Raw genomic sequence first — 22,509 nt, 5'->3', positions numbered from 1 at the left:
CGGCGGCGGTGGCGGGTGGTGGGCCCGGCCCGGGGCGCCCGGGGGGCGGTGGGCCGGGGGCCCGGGGCGGGGTGTGTCAGATGTCGAGGAAGCGGACGTCCTTGGCGTTGCGCTGGATGAAGTGGCGGCGCGCCTCGACGTCCTCACCCATCAGCACCGAGAACAGGTCGTCGGCGACGGCCGCGTCGTCCAGGGTGACCTGACCCAGGACCCGGTGGTCGGGGTCCATGGTGGTCACGCGCAGCTCCTCGGCGTTCATCTCACCGAGGCCCTTGAAGCGTTGGATGGAGTCGTCCCTGACCCGGCGGCCGGCCTGCCGGCCCCGTTCGACGAGTACGTCGCGTTCGCGGTCGGAGTAGGCGTACTCCACGTGTTCCCGGCTCCACTTGATCTTGTAGAGCGGGGGGCGGGAGAGGTAGACGTGGCCCTCTTCGATCAGCGGTCGCATGAAGCGGAAGAGGAAGGTGAGCAGCAGGGTGTTGATGTGCTGACCGTCGACATCGGCGTCCGCCATCAAGATGATCTTCTGGTAACGGAGCTTGGCGATGTCGAAGTCCTCGTGCACGCCCGCGCCGAACGCGGCGATGATCGCCTGGACCTCCTGGTTGTGCAGGATCTTGTCGATCCTGGCCTTCTCGACGTTGAGGATCTTGCCCCGGATGGGCAGGATCGCCTGGTACCGCGGGTCGCGACCGGACTTTGCCGAGCCGCCCGCCGAGTCACCCTCGACGATGAAGATCTCGCACCGCGCCGGGTCGTTGGACTGGCAGTCGCTCAGCTTGCCCGGCAGCGACGCCGTCTCAAGGAGGCCCTTGCGGCGGGTCAGGTCGCGCGCCCTGCGGGCCGCGACCCGGGCGGTCGCCGCCTGGACGGCCTTGCGCACGATGTCGGCCGCCTCGTCCGGGTTGCGGTCGAACCAGTCGGTCAGGCGCTCGTGCACGACCTTCTGCACGAAGGTCCGCACCTCGCTGTTGCCGAGCTTGGTCTTGGTCTGGCCCTCGAACTGCGGCTCGCCCAGCTTGACCGAGATGATCGCGGTCAGGCCCTCGCGGATGTCCTCACCGGCGAGGTTGTCGTCCTTCTCGCGCAGCAGTCTGCGCTCCCGCGCGTAGCGGTTGACGACGGTGGTCAGCGCCGCCCGGAAACCCTCTTCGTGGGTGCCGCCCTCGTGGGTGTGGATGGCGTTGGCGTACGAGTAGACGCTGTCGGTGTACTGGCTGTTCCACCGCATCGCGACCTCGACCGACAGCAACCGTTCCGGGGCCTCGGCCTCGAAGGAGATCACCGAGGGGTGGACCGGTTCCCCCTTGCGGGCGCCCAGGTGGGCGACGAAGTCGACGATGCCGCCGGCGTAGCGGTAGGAGACCGTCTTCGCCGCCCGCTCCGCGACGGCGTCCGAACCGACCTCGTCGGCCGCGGCCGTCGCACGCGCGGAGGGACGTTCGTCGGTCAGGGTCAGGGTGAGTCCCCGGTTGAGGAACGCCATCTCCTTGAAGCGCCTGGCCAGCGTCTCGAAGGAGAAGTGGGTGGTCTCGAAGATCGCGTCGTCCGCCCAGAACGTCAACGACGTGCCGGTCCGGGAGGTGGCCTCGTGGCGGACGAGCGGGCCCGTGGGGTCGCCGTTCGCGTACTCCTGCGTCCACCGGTGGCCATCGGTCCAGATCTCGGCCGTCAGCCGGGTCGACAGGGCGTTGACCACGGACAGGCCCACGCCGTGCAGGCCGCCGGAGACCGCGTAGCCCCCGCCGCCGAACTTCCCGCCCGCGTGCAACACGGTCAGCACCACCTCGACGGCCGGTCGCCCCTCCACCGGGTGCGTGCCCACCGGGATGCCCCGGCCGTTGTCGACCACCCGTACGCCACCGTCGGCCAGGATCATCACCTCGATCCGGTCGGCCACCCCGGCCAGCGCCTCGTCCACGGAGTTGTCCACCAACTCCTGCACGAGGTGGTGCAGCCCCCGCTCCCCCGTGGAGCCGATGTACATCCCGGGCCGCTTGCGGACGGCGTCGAGTCCGTCCAGGACGGTGATCGCGTTGGCGTCATAGGCCACGGTCTCGTCGCGGTTGGGCCGCTGACCTCCGGCGGTGTGGGCGCCAGCGTCGGCGTCGGTGTCGGCGTCGATACGAGTGTCGTACGTGGTCACAGGTGCTCTCTTTCGGGCATGACGGACCGCGCTCTGGCACCGCGGTGCGGGAGAGCGGTCGACGACCTGGCGAAAACGGGACACGGCAACACGAAGAGGACCCACGAGCCTTGCCGGCCCGGGACCAGTCACCGTCGGAACGATCTCGACGATACCGAAGATGCCACCCACCCCGGGGGCGAGAAGGCAGTCAGGTTCGCCTGAAACCCTCTTTCGCTTGACCGATCGATCCCCCCTGAGTCGAGGACGGGAAAACGCGTCAGAGAGGCGCTCAGCGGCTTTCCTGGCGCCTTGCCGCGTCGGGCCCGAGACGCTTTCTTCCGGTCGGCCCGACGAGCGCGTCCCGTACCGCCTGGCGCCGAGCCGCCGCACCGGCGCCGGCGGCCGCCGAGCCGGCGCCGCCCGGCTCGGACCGCCCCAGGTCCCCTCCCGAGCGAGGGGACCTAGCGTCGGCGGGCATCGATCGGGAGGAGACAGGGTGACGGCGAACCCGGCGAGCGAAGTCAGCCTGCTGCCACGGGACTTCGGCAGCCTCAGCCGCACGGCACCCGCGGCCCTGCCGGACACGCTGTTCGTGTTGGGTGCGAACGACGGCGTGCGGGATGCCCCCGACGCGAACTTCCGGCTGCTGTTCGGGCGCAACGAGCCCGAGGTCCACGTCTGCGGCGGCCCGACCGACGCGCTCGTCAGCCGGCGACACCGGAAGCTGAGCCCAAAGGAGAAGCTGGTGCTCGTCTGCCTCGCCCAGCGCTACCTGCGACACGGGCCCCACCCGCGACCGCTGACCTGGTCCCAGGTGGGTGACGAGCTGGCCCGACTACGACCGGCGGAGCGGTGGAGCCCGAAACGCGCCGCGCACATCGTCGCCAACGTCCGCAGACGGCTCAGCGGGGAGAACGGCGTACCCGGCCTCCTGGAGGAGGAGGTCCCCCAGCCGGTCGGCAACACGCTCAACCACAACCTCATCACCGACCTGCTGACCACCGCGACCATCGTCAGGGCGGACCTGCGCCTGCTGCGCCCCTGACCCACCCCGCCGGCCGCCCGGACGGGCCTGGCCTCCGCACCACCCATACCTCTCGCACCACCCGTACCACGGCCCCTCACCCACCCGCACCAGCGCGCCGTGGCCCCGCCGGCGGCGCCGTTCGGTTGCCCTGCGATGGATCACCCACGAGACCCTCCGGTAGCGTCGGAATATGAGCCACCCGCATCCCGAACTCAAAGCCGCTCCACCGCTGCCCAAAGGGGGGCTGAGGATCGTCGCTCTGGGCGGTCTCGGTGAGATCGGCCGCAACATGACCGTCTTCGAGCACGCCGGCAAGCTTTTGATCGTCGACTGTGGCGTCCTGTTCCCCGAGGAGAACCAGCCCGGGGTGGACGTGATCCTCCCCGACTTCACCTCGATCCGGGACCGCCTGGACGACATCGTGGCCGTGGTACTGACCCACGGCCACGAGGACCACATCGGCGGCGTGCCGTACCTGCTGCGTGAGCGGGCGGACATCCCCGTGGTCGGCTCGAAGCTGACGCTGGCGTTCCTGGAGGCCAAGCTCAAGGAGCACGGCATCCGGCCGCGTACGGTGCGGGTGCGCGAGGGCGACCGGCGCGGCTTCGGTCCCTTCGACTGTGAGTTCGTCGCGGTCAACCACTCCATCCCGGACGGTCTGGCGGTCGCGATCCGCACCGGCGCCGGCATGGTGCTGCACACCGGCGACTTCAAGATGGACCAGTTCCCGCTGGACGACCGGATCACCGACCTGCGCGCCTTCGCCCGACTGGGCGAGGAGGGCGTCGACCTCTTCCTCACCGACTCCACCAACGCCGAGGTGCCCGGCTTCACGACCTCCGAACGCGATCTGAACCCGGCGATCGAACAGGTCATGCGCACCGCCCCGCGGCGGGTCATCGTCTCCAGCTTCGCCAGCCACGTCCACCGCATCCAGCAGGTGCTGGACGCCGCCCACCAGCACGGCCGCAAGGTCGCCTTCGTGGGTCGGTCCATGGTGCGCAACATGGGCATCGCCCGCGAACTCGGCTACCTCCAGGTCCCGTCGGGCCTGGTGGTGAGCACCAAGGAACTGGAGTCCCTGCCGGACCACCAGGTCACCCTGGTGTGCACCGGGTCCCAGGGTGAGCCGATGGCCGCGCTCTCCCGGATGGCCAACCGCGACCACATGATCCGCATCGGCGAGGGCGACACCGTCCTGCTCGCCAGCTCCCTGATCCCCGGCAACGAGACCGCCATCTACCGGGTGATCAACGGGCTGACCCGGTGGGGCGCGCACGTCGTCCACAAGGGCAACGCCAAGGTGCACGTCTCGGGGCACGCCAGCGCGGGCGAGCTGGTGTACTGCTACAACATCGTCAAGCCGCGGCACGTCATGCCCGTGCACGGCGAGTGGAAGCACCTGCGGGCCAACGCCGACCTGGCCATCCGTACCGGCGTCGCACCCGACCGGGTCGTCATCGCGGAGGACGGCGTCGTGGTCGACCTGGTCAACGGGCGTGCCTCGATCACCGGCAAGGTGCCCGCCGGCAACGTGTACGTGGACGGCATGACGGTCGGCGGCGCCACCGAGGCATCTCTCAAGGACCGGGTCACCCTCGCGGCGGAGGGCGTGGTCACCGTCGTGGCGATCGTCGACGCCGACACGGGCGCCCTCACCGAGCCCCCCGACTTCCTGGCCCGTGGCTTCGTCCACGACGACGCCACCTTCGAGCCGGTCATCCCCGTGATCGAGAAGACCCTGGCCAAGGCGGCCGAGGAGGGCGTCGGGGACGCGCACCAGCTCGAACAGCTCGTCGCCAGGGCCGTGGCCAACTGGGCGTTCCGCACCTACCGCCGCAAGCCGCTGATCATCCCCGTCATCATCGACGCCTGACGGCCCCCACGCCGCACCCGCGACGAGGCCGGAGTCGACCCGCTCCCCGAGCCCTGGCGCGCGCCGCTTGGCCGCCGCCCCGCGCCATCGAGCGCGGGCGCGCCCCAGGGCGCGGGCAGGCGCCAGGGCGCGGGTACGGGCCCGCGGCGCGGCGTACGGGCCGGGGTTCCGCACCGTGCTGGCGGTCGTCTCAGTGGGCTGAGGGGCGCTTGCGACCGGGGTCCAGGCGGTAGTCGGGACAGTCGCGGTTCTGGCACGCGCCCGGGCCCCAGACGGGAACGAACGCGCCCAGGGTCTTGTGGCGGTGCACCGCGGCCGGCACGGACTTCTCGCAGGTCGGGCACGTGTACCCTTCGGTCTTGCGCTTCGCTTTGACCATGTTTTTACGGTATCTCCGTACTGGCGGGTCGGGAAGTTCACCGCTCCCCCGCCCGCTCGCGGACGGGCTGGTCGCATCGCCCCCGCCCGGTGGCCCGGCCGCCGGCGCCGGGTCCGCCACCGGCCGCGCGCCGGTGGCCCGGGGCCGCTCGGCGGCAGTCTCGGCGTCGACGTCCTGTTCGCCGGGCTCTCGCGCAGGCGGCTCCTGCCCGGGCCCCGGCGGGGGCGGCCTTCTGACGCTGAGCAGCACGGCCCCGGCCAGCACGACGACGATGACCGCGAGGCTGACCGGGGAGGGGACCTCCGGGACGTCGGGGCTGATCAGCTTGTGGGACGCCTGGAGGATGAGCTTGACCCCGATGAAGGCGAGGGTGATCGCCAGGCCCTTGCTCAGGTAGTGGAAGCGGTCCAGGAGGCCGGCGAGCAGGAAGTAGAGGGCCCGCAGGCCGAGGATGGCGAACGCGTTGCTGGTGTAGACGATGAACGCGTCGTCGCTGACCGCGAGGACGGCCGGCACGCTGTCGACGGCGAAGATCAGGTCGGCGGCCTCGATCGCCGCGACCACCGCCAGCAGCGGCGTCGCCATCCGCCTGCCGGCCTCCCGGACGAAGAACCTCGCGCCCGCGTGCTCGTCCCGCACCGGCATGACCTTGCGGAGCATTCGCACGGCGAGGCTCCGGCCCGGGTCGAAGCTCTCCTCCTCGTCCCGCAGGAGCTTGTACGTGCTGTAGAAGAGGACCGCGGCGAAGGCGAACAGCACGGCGGTGAAGCGGCTGACCACGGCCACGCCGAGGGAGAGGAAGACCCCTCGGAAGACGAGCGCGCCGATGACCCCGAAGAACAGCACCCGGTGCTGGTAGGCGCGGGGCACCCGGAAGTACGCGAAGATCACGGCGAAGACGAACAGGTTGTCCACCGACAGGCTCTTCTCCAGCAGCCACGCCGTCGTGTACTCGGTGCCCGCGGTGGTGCCGAGGACGAGGAAGACGACCGCGCCGAAGGCCAGCGCGAGCCCCACCCACAGGCCGCTCCAGGCGGCGGCCTCCCTGAAGCCGATGACGTGCGCGGTGCGGTGGGACAGCAGGTCCACCGCCAGCGACACCACCACCGTCGCGGCGAACGCCCCCCACAGCCAGAGCGGGACCTCAAGCACGCCGAACACCCTCACTACGACCCGCGCGCGAAACGCGCCGACCCTTGTACAGAAGTGTCCGCCATGACACCCGCGCCAGCACGCGGAGCGGATGCGGTCGCTCGGCGCGCCCCTCGATGAGCAGACCGGCACCGCCGTCCGCCCCGTGGCCGACCAACCCCACCACGGCGGCCGGCCCGCGCCGCTCCACCGGAGACCGGCTCTCCGCCCCCCTCGGGACGCGGCGGCGCGCGGCCGGACCCGGCGCCGCGGACGCCGGTGGGCGCCGTTGACAGCCCTGGGGCCGCACGCGAGTATCCGTCTCGATCCGCAGACTCAGAGGGGGGTACCACTGTGTCCAGATCTCCTGACGGCAGACCGGGCGGCGCCACACCGCGCCGCCGCACCGTCCTCCTCGGCCTCACGGCCGGGGCCGCCACCGCGCTGACCACCGGCCTGCCGCTGGCCCGCGCCGCGGACGCGCCGTACGAGCCCGTCCTGTACTGGAGCAAGATCCTTGAGGGCGCCGTCAAGGCCACCGGCGGGGCACCCGGGCCCGCGGCGAGGGCGGCGGCGATCATGCACCTGGCGATGTACGACGCGGCGAACTCGCTCGTCCCCATCGGCCGCCCCTACCTGGCGAAGCAGCCGGTGCTGGGCACCGCCTCGCTCAACGCGGCCATCGCCACCGCCGCGTACACCGCCCTGCGCGCCCTCTACCCCTCCGGTTCCTTCGACGGGAACTACGGCTTCGCCCTGTCCCAGGACACCAGTTCCCAGACGGATAAGGACAAGGGCGCCGCCGTGGGCCGGGGCGCGGCCCAGGCACTGGTCCAGGCCCGCGCGAACGACGGGGAGGCGACCACGGTGACCTACATCCCCGACGGCGTCCCCGGGTCCTGGCGCACCACCGGCTCGGGCCCGGCCGTCACCCCGCACTGGGGTGGGGTGAAACCCTTCGCCGAGTCCTCCACCCCCGGGCAGTTCCGGCCCGGCCCTCCGGGCGGCTTCGCCACCTACCAGGACCTCCTGCGCAGCAGCCAGTACGCCGAACAGCTCCAGGAGGTACGGGTCTTCGGTGGACACTCCAGTACGGCCCAGACGACGGTGGTGCGCACCCCGGAGCAGAGCGACATCGGCAGGTTCTGGGCCAACGACCTCGACGGCACCTACAAGCCCACCTCGCAGCTCTACCAGCACACCCGCATCATCGCGCGCAAGCGGACGCTGACGCCCACCCAGAACGCGCGACTCTTCGCCGTCCTGTCGATCGCCCTCGCGGACGCGGCGGTCGCCGCCTGGGACGCCAAGTACAACACGCCGATCGACCTGTGGCGGCCGGTGTCCGCCATCAACCGCGCCGACGAGGACGGCAATCCGGCCACGACCCCCGACCCGGCCTGGCGCCCGCTCTCCTCCGGCCTGGACGGCTCCAGCTACACGCCCGCCTTCCCCGCCTACGTGTCGGGCCACGCCACGTTCGCCGGTGCCTGGGGCAGCGTCCTGCGGACCTACTTCGCGACCGACGACATCGCGTTCAGCGCGACCACCGACGGCGGCACCGCCACCCGGCGGTTCAACACGCTCTCGGCCGCCGTCGACGAGAACGCCATCAGCCGCATCTACCTCGGCGTCCACTACCGGTGGGACGCCGAACAGGGCCTGGTCACCGGCGAGAACGTCGCCCGCCACGTCACCGCCACCTATCTCTGACCCCGCCCCGCCCCACCCGGTCACGCGGCCACCAGACAGCCAGTCAGCGTCGGGGGCGCGGGCTGCCTCACCCGCTCCCGCGCCTCAACCCGCTCGCCGCCGTCGCCCCGCCCGACGGCGCGCGAGCGGCTCGGGCCCGACCACCCCTACGACGTGGCCCGGCCGCCGAGTTCACCCCGTACGGCCTCGGTCAGGGCCGGACGGCCACCGCGTCCACCTCGAACAGCATCCCCGGCAACGCGAGAGAGGCGACGCCACTCAGCGTCTGGGCCGGCAACCGGTCGCCGAACCGGGCGTGCACCACCTTGCCGAGGACCTCCAGCTTGTCCAGGTCGTGGTCGACGATGAACGTACCGAGGCGAACCACGTGCTCGTAACCGAGACCGACCCCCTCCAACGCCGACCGCAGCCGGTCAAAGGCCAACTCCACCTGCGCGGCGAAGTCACCGGGCACCGGGGCACCGGTGGCGTCCGAGGCGTACTGCCCGCCGATGAAGACGACTTCGCCGGGCGCCGAGACGGCATGGCTGTACCCGAACAGCGTCGGGTCGTGAAGGGCGGGCGGGTTGGTGATGCTGCGCTGATCAGTGCTCATGCCTGCTCGAACATCCGCTCGGTCCCGTCCATTCCGCGACGCCGGGTGGCGATGTGACTGCCCGTTGGGCTGGCGCTCTGGTGGCGCGTGCCGCCCGGTGGCGGTGGTCGGTGCCTGTGGGTCCCAGGCTGTGTGAGACCCAGACGTGTCCCGTAGCGGACGCCATCGGACTCGCGCCAACTTCCGCCCCCACCCCGGTCAGTCGACGCCTTCGACGATGCGGAAGTCGCGCTCGACGCCGTCGGCCAGGGCGACCAGCGCCTTCTGGTAGGCCGCGCTCTCGTACGCCGCGACGGCCCGCTCGAAGCTGTCGAACTCGACCAGGACGGTGCGCTCGGCGATTCCGGCGTCCCGCGCCTCGACCCGGCCGCCGACCGCGAGGGTCCGACCGCCCTCGGCCCTGACGGCCGGAGGGGTCAGCCTGTTGTAGGCGGCCAGCTTCTCGGGGTCGGAGATGGTGCGGTAGACGCTGACCCAGTAACCCTTGGGCATGGGGAAGACCTCCGGTGTTGCGATGAGTGCGTCGGACGTACGGGTTGACCTCGGACGAACGTCGGCGGGGTAGGGCGGGGTGAGCGGTTCGACGCGTGACCTCACGACACCCCACTTCGATTTCCGAATCACTATGATGCTTCGAGAGTCGAAGCGCAAGGAGTGAGCATGGGAGCCAGCACGCCACGTCCGGGTGTGCCAGTCCGGGGGTCTGAGTCGGGCCGTCCGGTGATGGCCGCACTCGACCTGCTCGGACGGCGTTGGACGATGCGGATCCTGTGGGAACTGAGTCACGCTCCGACCGGCTTCCGCGAGTTGCAGCGCCGATGCGAGCGCATGTCCTCCAGCGTGCTCAGCACCCGGATCGAGGAACTGACCGGCGCCCGCCTGCTCACCCTGGACGGCGATGGCTACCGCCTCACCCCACTCGGCCAGGACCTCGTCGAGTCACTGAGTCCCCTGGCCGCCTGGAGTCGACGCTGGGCCGAGGAGATGGGACCCGCGACGACGGAAGGCCAGGAATGATCAACGCGCGGCTGGTCCGACCACGGCAACGGAGCCGTCTTGGTCTGGGCCCGCAACCGGGCGGCGGATCACCGCTGGTGGCCGCGTACCGGCGGATGAACCTCACCCGCTTACGGCGAGGGCCGCCCTCCCCGACAGGATCGGGAAGGGCGGCCCCACTGCTGTGCGCTGGTCCGATGAGAGGCCGTCGCACGGCCGGTTGGTCGACGAACGGGGCCGTGGCCACCTGTCCGCCGCCGCGCGCGCCACGCTCGGGCCGGGTTGGACTGGGTCACACGGTGGCGGCGATCGCCTCCATCGGGCGCGCCTGTCCGGTCGTGCCGACCTGGATGTAGCCACTGGTCACCCAGCCCTGCCAGCCGATGTCGCGCAGGTGCGCGTTGGCCGACACGGTGCCCGTGCCCACCTGGAGTTCGACGGCCTCGATCGCCAGGCCCCGACCGGTGGTGCCGATGTACAAGTCCTCGCCGTCCGACACGCAGGCCCAGCCCTGCCAGCCCGCGGTGGCGACGTGAGCGCGGGCACACAGGCCGCCCGTCCCGGAGGTCGCCAGGTTGAGCGACTCCATCCGTCTGGATTGGCCGGTGGTGCCGGCCACGCCGCCGTCGCAGGCCACGAAGTTCTGCCAGCCGACATCCTGGACGTGGGCCTTGTAGCAGATGGAGCGGCCGCTGACGTTCTGCGCGGCCGTCGTCTGGGTGGTGCTGGAGGTGGTGGCGACAGCGGAGCCGCTGCCGAGCAGCGAACCGCCCACCGCGAGTGTCGCGGCCGCCAAGGTCATGGACAGTGCTTTGCGCATGAGCATGCCTTTCCAGGACGTGACCAGCATCGATTGCGCCCTCACCATCACCATCAGGGCGTGAAGGCAGCTAATGCTCCGCATTCAAACCCAAAGAGGTCAAACCCGAACGCCTCTTTCCGCTTTCCTTTCGATACGGATTTCCATGGATGGCCCCACATTGCCCCACCGTGGTTTTGGTCATTCATCCGGCAAATTGGCCAAATGCATGGAATGGAGGGTGGCTACGCAAGGGCTCCGGCCCGCGGCAGCGTCAGTGCCGCACGCCTCGGCCACCACGGCTCCGCCACCGCCGCTGCCACGACGCCACCGCCACGACGCCGCCGGCCTTAGGCGGTGTCTTCAAATGATCTTGTCTGGTGGATCATGGTGTCGTGATACGTCGCCATGAACTGTCCGATGCCGAGTGGGAGTTCGTCCGGCCGCTGCTGCCCGAGTCGTTGCGGGGACGCAAGCGGCTGGACGACCGCAGGGTCCTGAACGGGATCGTGTGGAAGTTCCGGACCGGGACGGCCTGGCGGGATGTGCCCGAGCGCTATGGTCCGTGGGCAACGCTGCATACGCGTTTTCGCAGGTGGGCGGCGGACGGGACGTTCGACCGGATGCTGCGGGCCGCCCAGGCCAAGGCGGACGCGGCGGGTGACATCGAGTGGCTGGTGTCGGTCGACTCCACCATCGTCCGGGCACACCAGCACGCGGCCGGGGCCCGAAAAGGGGGCTCCAAGACCCGGCACTCGGCCGCTCCCGAGGCGGTTTGACCAGCAAGATTCACCTGGCCTGCGACGGTCGGGGCCGTCCTCTCGCCTTCCTCGTGACGGGCGGGAACACCAACGACTGTGCCCAGTTCACCGCCGTGATGGAAGCGATCCGGGTGCCCCGGATCCGACCCGGTCGACCCCGCACCCGACCCGATCATGTCATGGGCGACAAGGGCTACAGCTCGAAAGCGATCCGTACCTGGCTCCGTCGCCGCGGCATCCCGCACACGATTCCCGAGCGGGCCGACCAGGTCCGCAACCGGTCCCGGCGCGGCAGCCGCGGAGGCCGCCCGCCGGCCTTCGACCGCGAGGTCTACAAGCACCGCAACGTCGTGGAACGGTGCTTCAACCGCCTGAAACAGTGGCGCGGCATCGCCACCCGATACGACAAGACCGCCCAGTCCTACGAAGCAGCCGTCACCCTCGCATCACTCCTGATGTGGGCGTGACATTTGACGACAGAACCTAGGCCCTCTCCCCTCGCGTACGGGCTACCCGTCGATCACGGCCACCGCCCGGTCGCCATGCCCAGCCCCCGAAAAGAGCACCGTACTCACGAATGTCGGGCCGGAGGTCAGCCGGCCAGGGCGGTCAGGGTGGCGTCCAGGTCGGAGGGCCTGGGTTGGTTGTGAGGGAGTTTGGCGAGGATCTTGGCCATGCCGCAGGTGTTGGTGAGGGCGGAGAAGACCAGGCCACCCGCGACGCCCGCGGAGAGCCAGCGGGCCGGGTTCCAGCGTCGTCCGGCGATGAGGCCGGTCAGCACGAGGGAACCGGCGACGAGGCGGACCTGACGGTCCATGGCCCAGGGGGCGCGGGTGTCGGCGGGACGGTGGATGTCGTGGCCGAGGTGCGCCCAGGCGGTGGTCCCGCCGGTGAGGGTGGCGGCGGCGATGCCGTGACCGGCCAGGTGTCGGCAGGCTTGGGCGGAGCGGGCGCCGGAGGCGCACACGACGAGGAGGTCGCCGCGGTCGGTGGCGGTCCGCAGGGCCGGCAGGGCGGCGTCGAGGTGATCGAGGGGGATGTTGTGGGCGCCGGGCAGGTGGCCGGAGACGTATTCGCCGGGGGTGCGCACGTCGATGACGGTCAGCTCGTGCAGACGGGCGCTGGCCTGGTCGGCGGTGAGGGCGGTAGGTATCACGGGGACTTTCCTTTGCTCGGTGGGCGTTACCCCCTCGGTACGATACCCACGGGGGTATGACGAAGGAGTGTGGGTCATGGAGCTGGCGATGGCGGCTGAGGAACTGAAGACGGTGGTCAACCGGCTGCGCCGGGCGCAAGGCCAGATCGCCGGCGTGATCAAGATGATCGAGGAAGGACGGGACTGTGAGGACGTGGTCACGCAGCTCGCGGCGGCGTCCCGGGCGTTGGACAGGGCGGGTTTCGCGATCATCGCGACCGGGTTGCAGCACTGCCTGACCGATGCGGACATGGCCGCCTCCGGTGATCGGGAGCAGATGCGTGCCCGGCTGGAGAAGCTGTTCCTTTCGTTGGCCTGACGCGGTCGGCGGCGCGCGGTCACCCGCCTGGTTCGTCAGGTGAGGGCGTCGATGAGCATGAAGGCCGCCACGGCCAGCAGTACGACGGCGAAGACGCGCCGCAACCGAGCGCCGGTGACCTTGGTGGCCAGGCGTTTACCGTCCCTGGCTCCGAGGATCGCCGCCCCGGCGAAGGGGCCGATCACCGCCCAGTCGACACCCGTGGCGGTGGCACCCCGAGTGGCCAGGGAGGCCAGCGAGTTCGCCGAGATGACCAACAGGCTGGTGCCGACGGCGGCCCGCATCTCGAATGCCAGCACGGTGACCAGGGCCGGGACGGTGAGGAAGCCCCCACCGACGCCGAGCAGACCGGTCAACGCGCCCAGGCCGACGCCGGCGCCGGCCGACCTGGCGGGCCGTGGCCCGTCGGCCGACGGGCCGGTGATGGCGCGGCCGGGGCGGAGCATCGCGCCGGCGGCGAGCGCGGCGACGGCCGCGAACGCCGCGGTCAGCACGGGCTGCGGCAGGCGGGACGCGACGGCTCCGGCTGTCGCGGCGGGCAGGAGCCCGGCCGCCGCGAACAGGGCGCCGGCCTTCCAACGGACGTCACCGGTGCGGGCGTGGGCGTACAGGGCGGTGAGGGAGGTGGCGGTGACGATGATCAGGCTGGCGGTGGTGGCGGCGGCCGGGGTGAAGCCGAGCAGGTAGATCAGTGCGGGCACCGCCAGGACGCTGCCGCCCCCGCCCAGCGCGCCGAGCGCGAGTCCGACCACGGCCCCCGCGATCAGGGCCAGGATCAGCACGCTCACGCTGTGCCACCACCGCTGCTCCCCCGCCCGGTGGCCGGTAGGCCCGTCGCACACGCCGAGGCGGTCATGCCGCCGGTGGCGTCCGCGCCCGGGAAGCCGCGTCCGGCCAACAGCTCGACCGCCCGCCGGGAGCGGGGAGCGTGGCGGCGGACCGTGCCTCCCCACTCGCCCTGTACGGCTGCCGGGAGCGGCGCCCCAGCCGCCGGGCGGCGCAGCGAGGGACGCGGCGCGTCGGGCGCGCGCCCGGAGCTCCACTGCGGTACCGCGCGGACGTCCAGCGGAGCGGTCCTGTCGTCGCTGGTCCGTGGTCGGGCCTGGTAGGGGGTGAGGCGGCCGGGGCCGCGGCGCGGGGGCGCGAACATCGATGGGTCACTTTCGTGCGGGTGGCGCGGGTAAGGCGTGTCAGCCGGTGGCGTCGGGACGGGCGAGGGGCAACCCCGCCTCGGTGGCCGAGTCAAAACCGTCGTCGACGGCGACCACGTCGCGGCCGGCCGCGTCCAGGAGGGAGGCCGCGATCGCGGCACGCATGCCGCCGGCGCAGTGCACCCACACCGTCCCGGGCGGCACTTCGCTGACGCGGCCGTGCAGCTCGTGGACCGGAATGTGCACCGAGCCGTGGACGAATCCGCCCTCCCGCTCGGCTGTCCGGCGCACATCCAGCACAACCACCCGCTCGCCGCGCTCGCGCACATGGGCGAGGTCGGCGAAGCGGGCGCGCGGGAAGGAAGCCAGCTTCTCGCCCTCGCGGACCCAGGTAGCCGGGTCACCCGTCGCGGCGGCGGCCGGGCGGTCGATGCCCACCCGCGCGAGCTCCCGCTGCGCCTCGGCCACCCGCTCGGGCGTCTCCGCGAGCAGGGTGACGGGCTTGCCCCACGGGATGAGCCAGGCCAGGTAGGTGGCGAGCTTGCCCTCGCCCTCGAAGTTGAACGACCCGGCCACGTGCCCCTCGGCGAAGGCCGTACGGCTGCGCAGGTCCACCACCCACTCCCCGGCGGCCAGCCGGGAGGCGAGTTCCTCGGCGTCCGCCCGCCTCGGTGGCGTGAGGTCGACCGGCGCGGGGCCCGCCGCGTTGGCCGGTCCCATGTGCGCGTAATAGGCGGGTACGTCGTCCAGCCCGGCGAGCATCCGGGTGACGAACGTGTCGACGTCCGAAGTGAGCGCGTCGTTGGTCGTCCGCTCCTTGCCGATGGTGGTCGTGTCCCCCTCGGCCTGGGACGAGGAGCAGAAACTGCCGAAGCCATGGGTGGGCAACACCGGCACGTCGTCGTCCAACTCGCCCACCAGTCGACGCACGGAGGCGTGCTGGGCGCGGGCCAGTTGCTCGGTGAGCCTCGGTTCCACCAGGTCCGGGCGGCCCACGGTGCCGATCAGCAGCGAGCCACCGGTGAACGCCGCCACACCGCGCCCGTCCTCGGTCAGGGCGTAGGAGGTGTGGTGCGGGGTGTGCCCGGGGGTGGCGATCGCACGCAACACCAGGCCCTCGTCCACCGTCACCGTGTCCCCGTCGGCGACGGGGGTACGGGCGAACCGCACGTGGGCCCCGGCCGGCACCAGGTACTGGGCGCCGGTGACGCGGGCCAGCTCCAGGCCGCCACTGACGTAGTCGTTGTGCACATGAGTCTCGGCGACGAAAGCGATACGCACCCCGCGGCGGGCCGCCGCGGCGATGACCTGGTCGACATCGCGCGGCGGGTCGATGACCACCGCGGCCCCGGGGCCGCCGGCCAGGTAGCTGCGGTTGCCCAGACCCTCGAACTGCAGGGTGTCAACGAAGAACACGACTCACGACTCCTCTTGCGCGGTGTACCCCCCGGGGTATCTTTCACCCACCCTAACAGCCATACCCAGGGGGGTATTCCTGCCACGCAAAGTGCCCGTTAGCGGACATGCCCGGCGCCCTACGGGCAGTCGCGCCGCCACCGCCGTACGCGAGGCCGGCCCTGGCCGACCAGGGCTTCAACTCGCGCGCTGTCCTACGATCCCCCGGAATTTCGCCCCGAGAATTCTGGAGCGCATCGACCAAAGACAGAGCCAACACACCTTTGACGCCGCCCGAACCGGAACAAGAAATTCACCCCGAAAGAATCAGCGCGAGACAGCCGAAAAACGCCCCAGTCAATTCGGCGACCAGCGAGCCATCCGCCGAACTAACGCACCGCGCCAGAACAAGCCGGTAACGCGAAAAAGGCCCTGCTTACAAGGCGGGCGAAGAGGGCAGGACAAGCAGCCGCCCTTACCCCCCGACCTCTACCGACAAGGCCCTCAGGTAACAGCGAATGCTGTCCCCACAGAGCAGCCCCCGACGCGGCGCGAACCCACCCGCCGCACGAGATTTCGCGGATACCCGTACCCGATGCCGCATCGCGATACCAGCACACAGCGCCGGCGCGAACTCCCCGGCCGTCTCCTTCCCGGAGCGGGAAAAGATCGCGTCCAGCGCGGGCGACAGCTCGTCCCGGAGACACCCAAGCCACTGGTCAGCGACTTTCGTCCAGTGAACCGAGCAGGGCCCCGAGGGTCCGCCACCACGCGCGGCCTGTCGCAGCCAACGGAGGCCAGGCCGGCTACCCGTGGAGCGCGAGCCGGGTCATGTCATCCAACTGAGCCCGGACAGGCATTTTCTGGCCGCCGGCCATAGAGACCCCAGGGGCGGCCCGAGCACGGGTGCGGGAGGCGGCCGCTGGTCGGCTCCACGCGCCGGGCCAGCTTGGTAAACCCGCTCGGACACGGTGGCGTGGCGCGTCGATCTTCCACCGCCCGGGAGTGGTCCGGTCGCCGGTCGAGGAACGGTTCTCGCCACGAGGGAGCCTTCTTCGGCCGACCTGACGGAGCGCATATGGCCGGTTCTCGAAGGCGCGTGCGCGGGCGCCGCCGGCGCACTTTGCCTAGTCGTCACCGGTTCAAGTAAAGGGCGCCACCAACGGGCGACGGCTGCGGGTAGGCAATTATCGATCTTCGATCAGGGCGCGATTCTTACGGGGGCGGGCGGTTGGCCGATACGCGCGGTAGGGATTTGGGCAGGGCGGGGGACAGTGATAGGACGAAAAAGCGAATGGCGGTCTCGCCAAAAGGCGAACGCGCGTCGGCGCGGGGGTTTCACCAGACGCATGCGGTAACACCGCGAGCGACACCGGAGAGCATGTCGTCAGGCCGCCGCGAATCGACGCGCCAGCGATTCCTGGTACGACGCATGAGTACGGAGCGTCCTTGGGCGAGACCGGTGAGGGAAACACCGGCAGTGCCTCAACACCGTTTCTCTGAGTGAAAGGCGAAGGGTTGACAGTGGCGCACCTCCTGCCGCCGTTCCATCGACGGCACGAAAGACTGCCCTGCTTCCTCTCCCCCCACGAAGGTTCTTTCCGCTCGCCCCGCGTGTGACGTGAACTCCGCGTGCTCGGCGGGTCCGGCGCGGCTCTCCCGCCGTGCCCGCGCCGTGCCCGGGCCGTCCCGGGAACGGCGGTGTGGCGGTGTTCCGGCGCGACAGGACACCGATGCCGCGACGCCGCCCGCACGTCAAGACGCCGGAGGTCGACACGTCGGACGTCGACACATCGGACGTCGACACATCGGCGCGTCAACACGCCCGCGACGACGGCATACCGCGCCGTCGACGCGTCGAGGGGCCATGACGATGAGGTGATCAGTATGGAGACGGGACCGGTCTGCACCTGTTGGCCCGGTGCGACAGTGTGGATCACGGGGCTGCCCAGCGCGGGCAAGACGACCATCGCCGACACGCTCGCGAAGCGCCTGAGAAGGAGCGGGCGCCGGGTGGAGGTGCTGGACGGCGACCAGATCCGCGCCTGCCTCTCCCCCGGGTTGGGCTTCTCCCGTGAGGACCGGCACACCCATGTGCGGCGCGTCGGGATGATGGCCGAGGTCCTCGCCCGCAACGACGTCCTGACCCTGGTCCCGGTGATCGCCCCGTACGCCGACAGCCGCGCGGCGGTGCGGGCACGGCACCACCGCAGCGGGACGCGGTTCCTGGAGGTGCATGTCGCCACCCCCGTCGAGGTGTGCGCGCGGCGCGACGTGAAGGGCCTGTACGCGCGGCGGTCAGCCGGCGAGATCTCCGCGTTGACCGGCGTGGACGACCCGTACGAGGCGCCCGACGATCCGGACCTGGTGATCGCGGCGCACCAGCAGGACGTCGACGCGTCCGTAGCGGCGCTGCACGAGTTGCTCACGACGAAGGGACTGGCATGGCCACCGCGGTGACCGGCACGCACGCCGACGGCGACGGGCGCCTGGAAGGAGATCCGTACGCGCTGTCCCACCTGGACGTGCTGGAGTCGGAGACGGCACACATCTTCCGGGAGGTGGCGGGCGAGTTCGAGCGGCCGGTGCTGCTGTTCTCCGGCGGCAAGGACTCGGTGGTGATGCTCCAGGTGGCGCTGCGGGCCTTCGCGCCCCAGCCGCCGCCGTTCGCCCTGCTACACGTGGACACCGGGCACAACTTCCCCGAGGTGATCGAGTACCGGGACCGGGTCGCGGCGCGGTACGGGCTGCCGCTGCACGTGGCGTCCGTGCAGGAGTTCATCGACCGGGGCGAGCTACGCGAGCGGCCCGACGGCACCCGCAACCCGCTACAGACCGTGCCGCTGCTGCGTGCCATCGAGAAGAACCGCTTCGACGCGGTCTTCGGCGGCGGGCGGCGCGACGAGGAGAAGGCGCGGGCCAAGGAGCGGGTGTTCTCGCTGCGGGACGAGTTCGGCGGCTGGGACCCGCGCCGGCAGCGCCCCGAGCTGTGGCAGATGTACAACGGGCGGCACGCGCCGGGCCAGCACGTACGGGTCTTCCCGCTGTCGAACTGGACCGAGCTGGACGTGTGGCAGTACGTCGCACGGCGGCGCGTCGAGCTGCCGGCCATCTACTACGCGCACGAGCGCGAGGTGTTCGCACGCGACGGCATGTGGCTCGCGCCGGGCGAGTGGGGCGGACCGCGCGAGGGCGAGCGGGTGGAACGGCGCCTGATCCGCTACCGCACCGTGGGCGACATGTCGTGCACCGGAGCGGTGGAGTCGGACGCCGACACCGTCGAGAAGGTCGTCGCGGAGATCGCGGCCTCACGGCTGACGGAGCGCGGCGCCACCCGGGCCGACGACCGGCTGTCCGAGGCCGCCATGGAAGACCGCAAGCGCGAGGGGTACTTCTGACATGGACACGAGCCACAGCGCACTCCGGACCGAGCACGAGACCACCCACCAGGATCACGGCGAGACCGACACACGGCCCGACACCGGGCCTGCCGGGGGAACCGGCACCGCGACCGCGGGGGGAACCGGCACCGCGACCGCCCCGGGAACCGGCCCGCTCGCGGCGGCCACCACGCTGTTGCGGTTCGCCACCGCCGGCTCCGTCGACGACGGCAAGTCCACCCTGGTGGGCCGGCTGCTGTACGACTCCAAGTCGGTGTTGACCGACCAGTTGCGGGCGGTCAAGGCGGCGTCTGGCAGGCGCGGGCACGACGGCCCCGACCTGGCGTTGCTGACCGACGGGCTGCGGGCCGAGCGCGAGCAGGGCATCACCATCGACGTGGCCTACCGCTACTTCGCCACACCCCGACGGCGGTTCGTCCTCGCCGACACCCCGGGCCACGTGCAGTACACCCGCAACATGGTCACCGGCGCCTCCACCGCCGAACTGACCGTGGTGCTGGTCGACGCCCGCAACGGCGTGGTGGAACAGACCCGCCGGCACGCCGCCGTCGCCGCGCTGCTGCGCGTGCCGCACGTGGTGCTGGCGGTCAACAAGATGGACCTGGTGGACTACGCGGAGCCGGTGTTCACCGCCATCGCCGAGGAGTTCACCGGCTACGCCGCCTCGCTCGGGGTGCCCGAGGTCACCACCATCCCGATCTCGGCGCTGACCGGCGACAACGTGGTTTCCGGCTCGCCCCGCATGCCCTGGTACATCGGTCCGACGGTGCTGGAGCACCTGGAGGCGGTGTCCCCGTCACCCACGACCCGGCCGAGGAGGCGGCCCGACTGCCGGTCCAGTACGTCCTCCGCCCACCCGGCCCCGAGGGCGTCGAGCGCCGGTACGCGGGGCAGTTGGTGTCGGGGATGCTACGGGTGGGGCAGCCGGTGACGGTGTTGCCGTCGGGGCGTACCAGCACCATCGCGGCCCTCGACAACCTGGGCGATCCGGTGGACGTGGCCTGGGCCCCGCAGTCGGTGGCCGTACGCCTGGCCGACGACCTCGACGTCTCGCGCGGCGACCTCCTCGCGCCCCGCGACGCGGCGGTGGAACCGACACGACGACTGACGGCGACCGTCTGCCACCTGAGCGACACCCCGTTGCGGCCGGGCGCGAGGGTCCTGCTGCGGCACGCCACGCGCACGGTCGCGGCGGTGGTCGAGGAGATCCCGTCCCGGCTGGCGCTCGCGGACCTGACACAGCACCCGGAGCCGGGGGAACTGGCGGCCAACGACATCGGCCGGGTGGTGGTGCGCGTCCAGGAGCCGCTGGCCGTCGACCCGTACGCCCTCTGCCGGCGCACCGGTTCCTTTCTGCTCATCGACCCGTCGGACGGTACGACGCTGACGGCGGGCATGGCCGGGCGCGCCTTCGGCGCGACGACGGATGCCGAAGCCCAGGGGACCGTCGGCCAGAGGGCCGGCGGCCGGGCAGGCGAGGCGCCGGGCCGCTCCCGCGTGACCTGAGGAGCGGCCCGCGCGGGACCGTGCCGCGCGCGGACGCGCGGTACGCCGCGCCCGCCCACGGCACGCACCGATCACGACGCGAACAGGATGAGTAATGTCCGATCACTTAGTTGTCTTCGACTGCGACGGAGTGCTGGTGGACAGCGAGACGCTGTCCGCCCGGGTCATGCGGGACATGGCCCAGGAGCTGGGCGTGACCTTCGCCGGCGATGCCGCGCTCGCGATGATCCAGGGGCGCAAGGTCGCCGAATGGGTGGCGGAACTGGGCGGGCTGGCCGGCCGGCCCGTGTCCGACACCTTCGTACCGGAGTTCCGCAGCCGATGCGCGGCGGCTTTCGACCGCGAACTCGTCGCCGTCGACGGGGTCGAGGAGCTGCTGTCCGGTCTCGACCTGGCGTTCTGTTGCGCCTCCAGCGCCCCGCTGGAGAAGATCCGGCACGTCCTGGGCCGCACCGGCCTGTTGCGCCACCTGCGCCCCGAGCACCTCTACAGCGCCTACGAGATCGGGGTCTGGAAGCCGGACCCGGGGCTGTTCCTGCACGCCGCCCGGGCCCACAGTGTCCCGCCACAGCGGTGCGCGGTGGTGGAGGACAGCACACCGGGCGTCCGGGCGGGCCTGCGCGCCGGCATGACGGTGTTCGGTTACGCGCCGAACGGCGTCGCGGCCTTCGCCGAGGAGGGCGTCACGGTGTTCCACTCCATGCGGGAGCTGCCGGACCTGCTGCGGCGCTGGCACGCGGCGCTCCCCGGCGTCACCACGCCCGTGAAGGAGGTGTGCCGGTGACCACGCTCCAGGGTTACTACGGCACCACGCCCATCCCGTGTCCGCTCGACGAGGTCGACGACGCTGACCTGAGCGTCCTGGAGAAGCTCCAGCGGGCGAACGCGTCCGCCGAGATCTGGTGGGACTCCCCGCCACTGGACTTCCCCGCCTGGCGGGACACCGTCCTTGACCGCGCCCCCGACCCGGTACTGCGGGCCCGGTGGGCCCGGCACTTCGAACGGTTCATGGCTTTGGACGACCCGGAGCACTCGCTGGTGCGCGGGGTGACGACCAACCCCTCGCTGGTGGCCAAGAGCGTGCTGAACGCGCCGCGGAAGTGGTCGCGCGAGGTGCGGCGGCAGGCCACGCAGCAACGGAAGTTCGACGCCGAGTCGGTGTTCCGGCTCATCTACCGGGGGGTCGTCGCCCAGTCCTCGCACGCGATGCTGCCGCTGTGGCAGCACACCGACGGCCGGTACGGGTGGGTCTCCGCCCAGCTCGACCCGCGGCTGATGTTCGACTGGCGCGGCATGCTCGCCGAGGCCCTGACGCTGACCGAGGTGAACCCCAACGTGATGGTCAAGGTGCCGGGCACACCCGCCGGTTACGTGGTCATCAAGGAGCTGGTCAGCCGGGGCGTCTCGATCAACAACACGCTCACCTACACCGTGCCGCAGTTCCTTGAGTGCGTGCGGGCGGTGGAGGAGGGGCGCGCGGTGGCGGAGCGCGCCGGGATCGGCACCGACCGCTGGCGCGCCGTGATCACCCACATGATCGGCCGCTTCGGCTCCCAGGGCGACCTGCTCAAGGAGGCCGAGGAGTACGGGGTGGAGCTGGGCCCGCTGGACGTGCGCTGGGCCGAGGTGGCGGTGCTGAAGCAGATCACCCGGTTGCTCGGCGACGGGGGCCACCCGGTGAAGATGCTGCTGTCCAGCCTGGAGGTGGAGGACCCCGCGGCGGACACCGGCGTGCTGAGCATGCACCTGGAGCAGACCGCCGGCGCGGACATCGTCTACACCTGCAAGCCCGCCTTCGTGGAGGCGGTCACGCGGCGCGAGGCGGAGCTGGCCCGGTTCGACCCGGAGGCCATCCGGCGCCCGGTCCCCGCCGACGTGCTGGCCCGGCTCAACCGGCTGCCGTACTTCCGGTGCGCCGTCGAGCCGGGTGGCATGCGGCCCGACCAGTTCGCCGACCACGGCGCCTTCGCCACCACCCGTACCGAGGTGCACCGGAACACCTGCCGCCTCGTCGACTTCGTCAAGCACCAGATCGACGAGCTGCCGGTCGGCGTGCGCGGCGGCTGACCGGCCGCCCGCCCGCACGGCCGGACAGCGAAGCGCGAGCCGCGGCCACGGCGGCGGCACCAGCAGAAGG

General features: G+C 71.4%; 16 protein-coding genes and 3 pseudogenes. 11 read left to right on the top strand and 8 right to left on the bottom strand.

Annotation, left to right across the window (positions count from 1 at the left end):
- Nucleotides 1–76: 76 nt before the first annotated feature.
- Entirely contained in the window at nt 77–2,053 is a 1,977-nt protein-coding gene (gene gyrB, locus OYE22_RS28695; RefSeq protein ID WP_277324369.1) for a DNA topoisomerase (ATP-hydrolyzing) subunit B, read from the bottom strand.
- A gap of 571 nt (nt 2,054–2,624) precedes the next feature.
- On the opposite strand from gyrB, the gene OYE22_RS28690 reads away from it, so the two are divergent.
- Both OYE22_RS28690 and OYE22_RS28685 read left to right on the top strand, forming a co-directional pair.
- Nucleotides 2,625–3,173 carry a hypothetical protein gene (locus tag OYE22_RS28690; RefSeq protein ID WP_277323097.1) on the top strand — a complete coding sequence of 183 codons (549 nt, stop codon included), beginning with the start codon at nt 2,625–2,627 and terminating at the stop codon, nt 3,171–3,173.
- 172 nt (nt 3,174–3,345) lie between these two features.
- A complete protein-coding gene (locus OYE22_RS28685; protein ID WP_277323096.1) occupies nt 3,346–5,031 on the top strand; it encodes a ribonuclease J in 1,686 nt (561 codons plus the stop codon).
- A 601-nt stretch (nt 5,032–5,632) separates the two neighbouring features.
- Here OYE22_RS28685 and OYE22_RS28680 read toward each other — a convergent pair.
- Nucleotides 5,633–6,562: pseudogene (locus OYE22_RS28680) on the bottom strand (TerC family protein); the annotation flags it as partial.
- Nucleotides 6,563–6,895: 333 nt separating this feature from the next.
- On the opposite strand from OYE22_RS28680, the gene OYE22_RS28675 reads away from it, so the two are divergent.
- Nucleotides 6,896–8,254, top strand: a complete 1,359-nt coding sequence (locus OYE22_RS28675; RefSeq protein WP_277323095.1) for a vanadium-dependent haloperoxidase — start codon at nt 6,896–6,898, stop codon at nt 8,252–8,254.
- Between the two features lie 190 nt (nt 8,255–8,444).
- Here OYE22_RS28675 and OYE22_RS28670 read toward each other — a convergent pair whose 3' ends face one another.
- A complete protein-coding gene (locus OYE22_RS28670; protein ID WP_277323094.1) occupies nt 8,445–8,849 on the bottom strand; it encodes a Rid family hydrolase in 405 nt (134 codons plus the stop codon).
- A gap of 198 nt (nt 8,850–9,047) precedes the next feature.
- Nucleotides 9,048–9,341 (bottom strand): DUF1330 domain-containing protein, encoded by a 294-nt coding sequence (locus tag OYE22_RS28665; RefSeq protein WP_277323093.1) that lies wholly within the window; start codon nt 9,339–9,341, stop codon nt 9,048–9,050.
- Nucleotides 9,342–9,509: 168 nt separating this feature from the next.
- On the opposite strand from OYE22_RS28665, the gene OYE22_RS28660 reads away from it, so the two are divergent.
- On the top strand, nt 9,510–9,866 hold the full coding sequence (locus tag OYE22_RS28660; RefSeq protein WP_277323092.1) for a helix-turn-helix domain-containing protein: 357 nt from the start codon (nt 9,510–9,512) through the stop codon (nt 9,864–9,866).
- A gap of 271 nt (nt 9,867–10,137) precedes the next feature.
- Here OYE22_RS28660 and OYE22_RS28655 read toward each other — a convergent pair whose 3' ends face one another.
- Nucleotides 10,138–10,665: a hypothetical protein gene (locus OYE22_RS28655; RefSeq protein WP_277323091.1), complete on the bottom strand. Its 528-nt coding sequence runs from the start codon at nt 10,663–10,665 to the stop codon at nt 10,138–10,140.
- A 377-nt stretch (nt 10,666–11,042) separates the two neighbouring features.
- On the opposite strand from OYE22_RS28655, the pseudogene OYE22_RS28650 reads away from it, so the two are divergent.
- Nucleotides 11,043–11,872: pseudogene (locus OYE22_RS28650) on the top strand (IS5 family transposase).
- A gap of 125 nt (nt 11,873–11,997) precedes the next feature.
- Here OYE22_RS28650 and OYE22_RS28645 read toward each other — a convergent pair.
- Nucleotides 11,998–12,561, bottom strand: a complete 564-nt coding sequence (locus OYE22_RS28645) for a rhodanese-like domain-containing protein (protein WP_277323090.1) — start codon at nt 12,559–12,561, stop codon at nt 11,998–12,000.
- A gap of 76 nt (nt 12,562–12,637) precedes the next feature.
- On the opposite strand from OYE22_RS28645, the gene OYE22_RS28640 reads away from it, so the two are divergent.
- Nucleotides 12,638–12,919 (top strand): metal-sensitive transcriptional regulator, encoded by a 282-nt coding sequence (locus OYE22_RS28640; protein WP_277323089.1) that lies wholly within the window; start codon nt 12,638–12,640, stop codon nt 12,917–12,919.
- Nucleotides 12,920–12,954: 35 nt separating this feature from the next.
- Here OYE22_RS28640 and OYE22_RS28635 read toward each other — a convergent pair whose 3' ends face one another.
- Nucleotides 12,955–13,707 carry a sulfite exporter TauE/SafE family protein gene (locus tag OYE22_RS28635; protein WP_277323088.1) on the bottom strand — a complete coding sequence of 251 codons (753 nt, stop codon included), beginning with the start codon at nt 13,705–13,707 and terminating at the stop codon, nt 12,955–12,957.
- A 402-nt stretch (nt 13,708–14,109) separates the two neighbouring features.
- Nucleotides 14,110–15,486 carry an MBL fold metallo-hydrolase gene (locus tag OYE22_RS28630; RefSeq protein ID WP_277323087.1) on the bottom strand — a complete coding sequence of 459 codons (1,377 nt, stop codon included), beginning with the start codon at nt 15,484–15,486 and terminating at the stop codon, nt 14,110–14,112.
- A gap of 1,866 nt (nt 15,487–17,352) precedes the next feature.
- On the opposite strand from OYE22_RS28630, the gene cysC reads away from it, so the two are divergent.
- The 5 genes and pseudogenes from cysC to OYE22_RS28605 all read left to right on the top strand — a co-directional run bounded on the left by cysC (nt 17,353) and on the right by OYE22_RS28605 (nt 22,439).
- Nucleotides 17,353–17,925 carry an adenylyl-sulfate kinase gene (cysC, locus tag OYE22_RS28625; RefSeq protein WP_277323086.1) on the top strand — a complete coding sequence of 191 codons (573 nt, stop codon included), beginning with the start codon at nt 17,353–17,355 and terminating at the stop codon, nt 17,923–17,925.
- The gene (cysD, locus tag OYE22_RS28620; RefSeq protein ID WP_277323085.1) at nt 17,910–18,863 is read left to right on the top strand and encodes a sulfate adenylyltransferase subunit CysD; all 954 of its coding nucleotides are present in this window, start codon (nt 17,910–17,912) and stop codon (nt 18,861–18,863) included. The genes cysC and cysD overlap by 16 nt, the downstream gene beginning before the upstream one ends.
- A 175-nt stretch (nt 18,864–19,038) precedes the next feature.
- A pseudogene (locus OYE22_RS28615) lies at nt 19,039–20,372 on the top strand (GTP-binding protein).
- Nucleotides 20,373–20,466: 94 nt separating this feature from the next.
- Nucleotides 20,467–21,156: an HAD-IA family hydrolase gene (locus OYE22_RS28610; RefSeq protein ID WP_277323084.1), complete on the top strand. Its 690-nt coding sequence runs from the start codon at nt 20,467–20,469 to the stop codon at nt 21,154–21,156.
- Nucleotides 21,153–22,439: a transaldolase family protein gene (locus OYE22_RS28605; protein ID WP_277323083.1), complete on the top strand. Its 1,287-nt coding sequence runs from the start codon at nt 21,153–21,155 to the stop codon at nt 22,437–22,439. The genes OYE22_RS28610 and OYE22_RS28605 overlap by 4 nt, the downstream gene beginning before the upstream one ends.
- Nucleotides 22,440–22,509: the final 70 nt, after the last annotated feature.

It is taken from the genome of Streptomyces sp. 71268 (genome assembly GCF_029392895.1).
Classification (GTDB): Bacteria; Actinomycetota; Actinomycetes; order Streptomycetales; family Streptomycetaceae; genus Streptomyces.
The sequence above is the reverse complement of the archived record's forward strand: the minus strand, read 5'-3'. Positions and strand labels throughout refer to the sequence as shown.

Coding starts and splice junctions, on each gene's coding strand:
- cysD (WP_277323085.1), top strand. CDS start 17,910: ATGGCCACCGCGGTGACCGGCACGCACGCCGACGGCGACGGGCGCCTG.
- OYE22_RS28610 (WP_277323084.1), top strand. CDS start 20,467: ATGTCCGATCACTTAGTTGTCTTCGACTGCGACGGAGTGCTGGTGGAC.
- OYE22_RS28660 (WP_277323092.1), top strand. CDS start 9,510: ATGGGAGCCAGCACGCCACGTCCGGGTGTGCCAGTCCGGGGGTCTGAG.
- OYE22_RS28640 (WP_277323089.1), top strand. CDS start 12,638: ATGGAGCTGGCGATGGCGGCTGAGGAACTGAAGACGGTGGTCAACCGG.
- OYE22_RS28685 (WP_277323096.1), top strand. CDS start 3,346: ATGAGCCACCCGCATCCCGAACTCAAAGCCGCTCCACCGCTGCCCAAA.
- cysC (WP_277323086.1), top strand. CDS start 17,353: ATGGAGACGGGACCGGTCTGCACCTGTTGGCCCGGTGCGACAGTGTGG.
- OYE22_RS28670 (WP_277323094.1), bottom strand. CDS start 8,849: ATGAGCACTGATCAGCGCAGCATCACCAACCCGCCCGCCCTTCACGAC.
- OYE22_RS28665 (WP_277323093.1), bottom strand. CDS start 9,341: ATGCCCAAGGGTTACTGGGTCAGCGTCTACCGCACCATCTCCGACCCC.
- OYE22_RS28655 (WP_277323091.1), bottom strand. CDS start 10,665: ATGCGCAAAGCACTGTCCATGACCTTGGCGGCCGCGACACTCGCGGTG.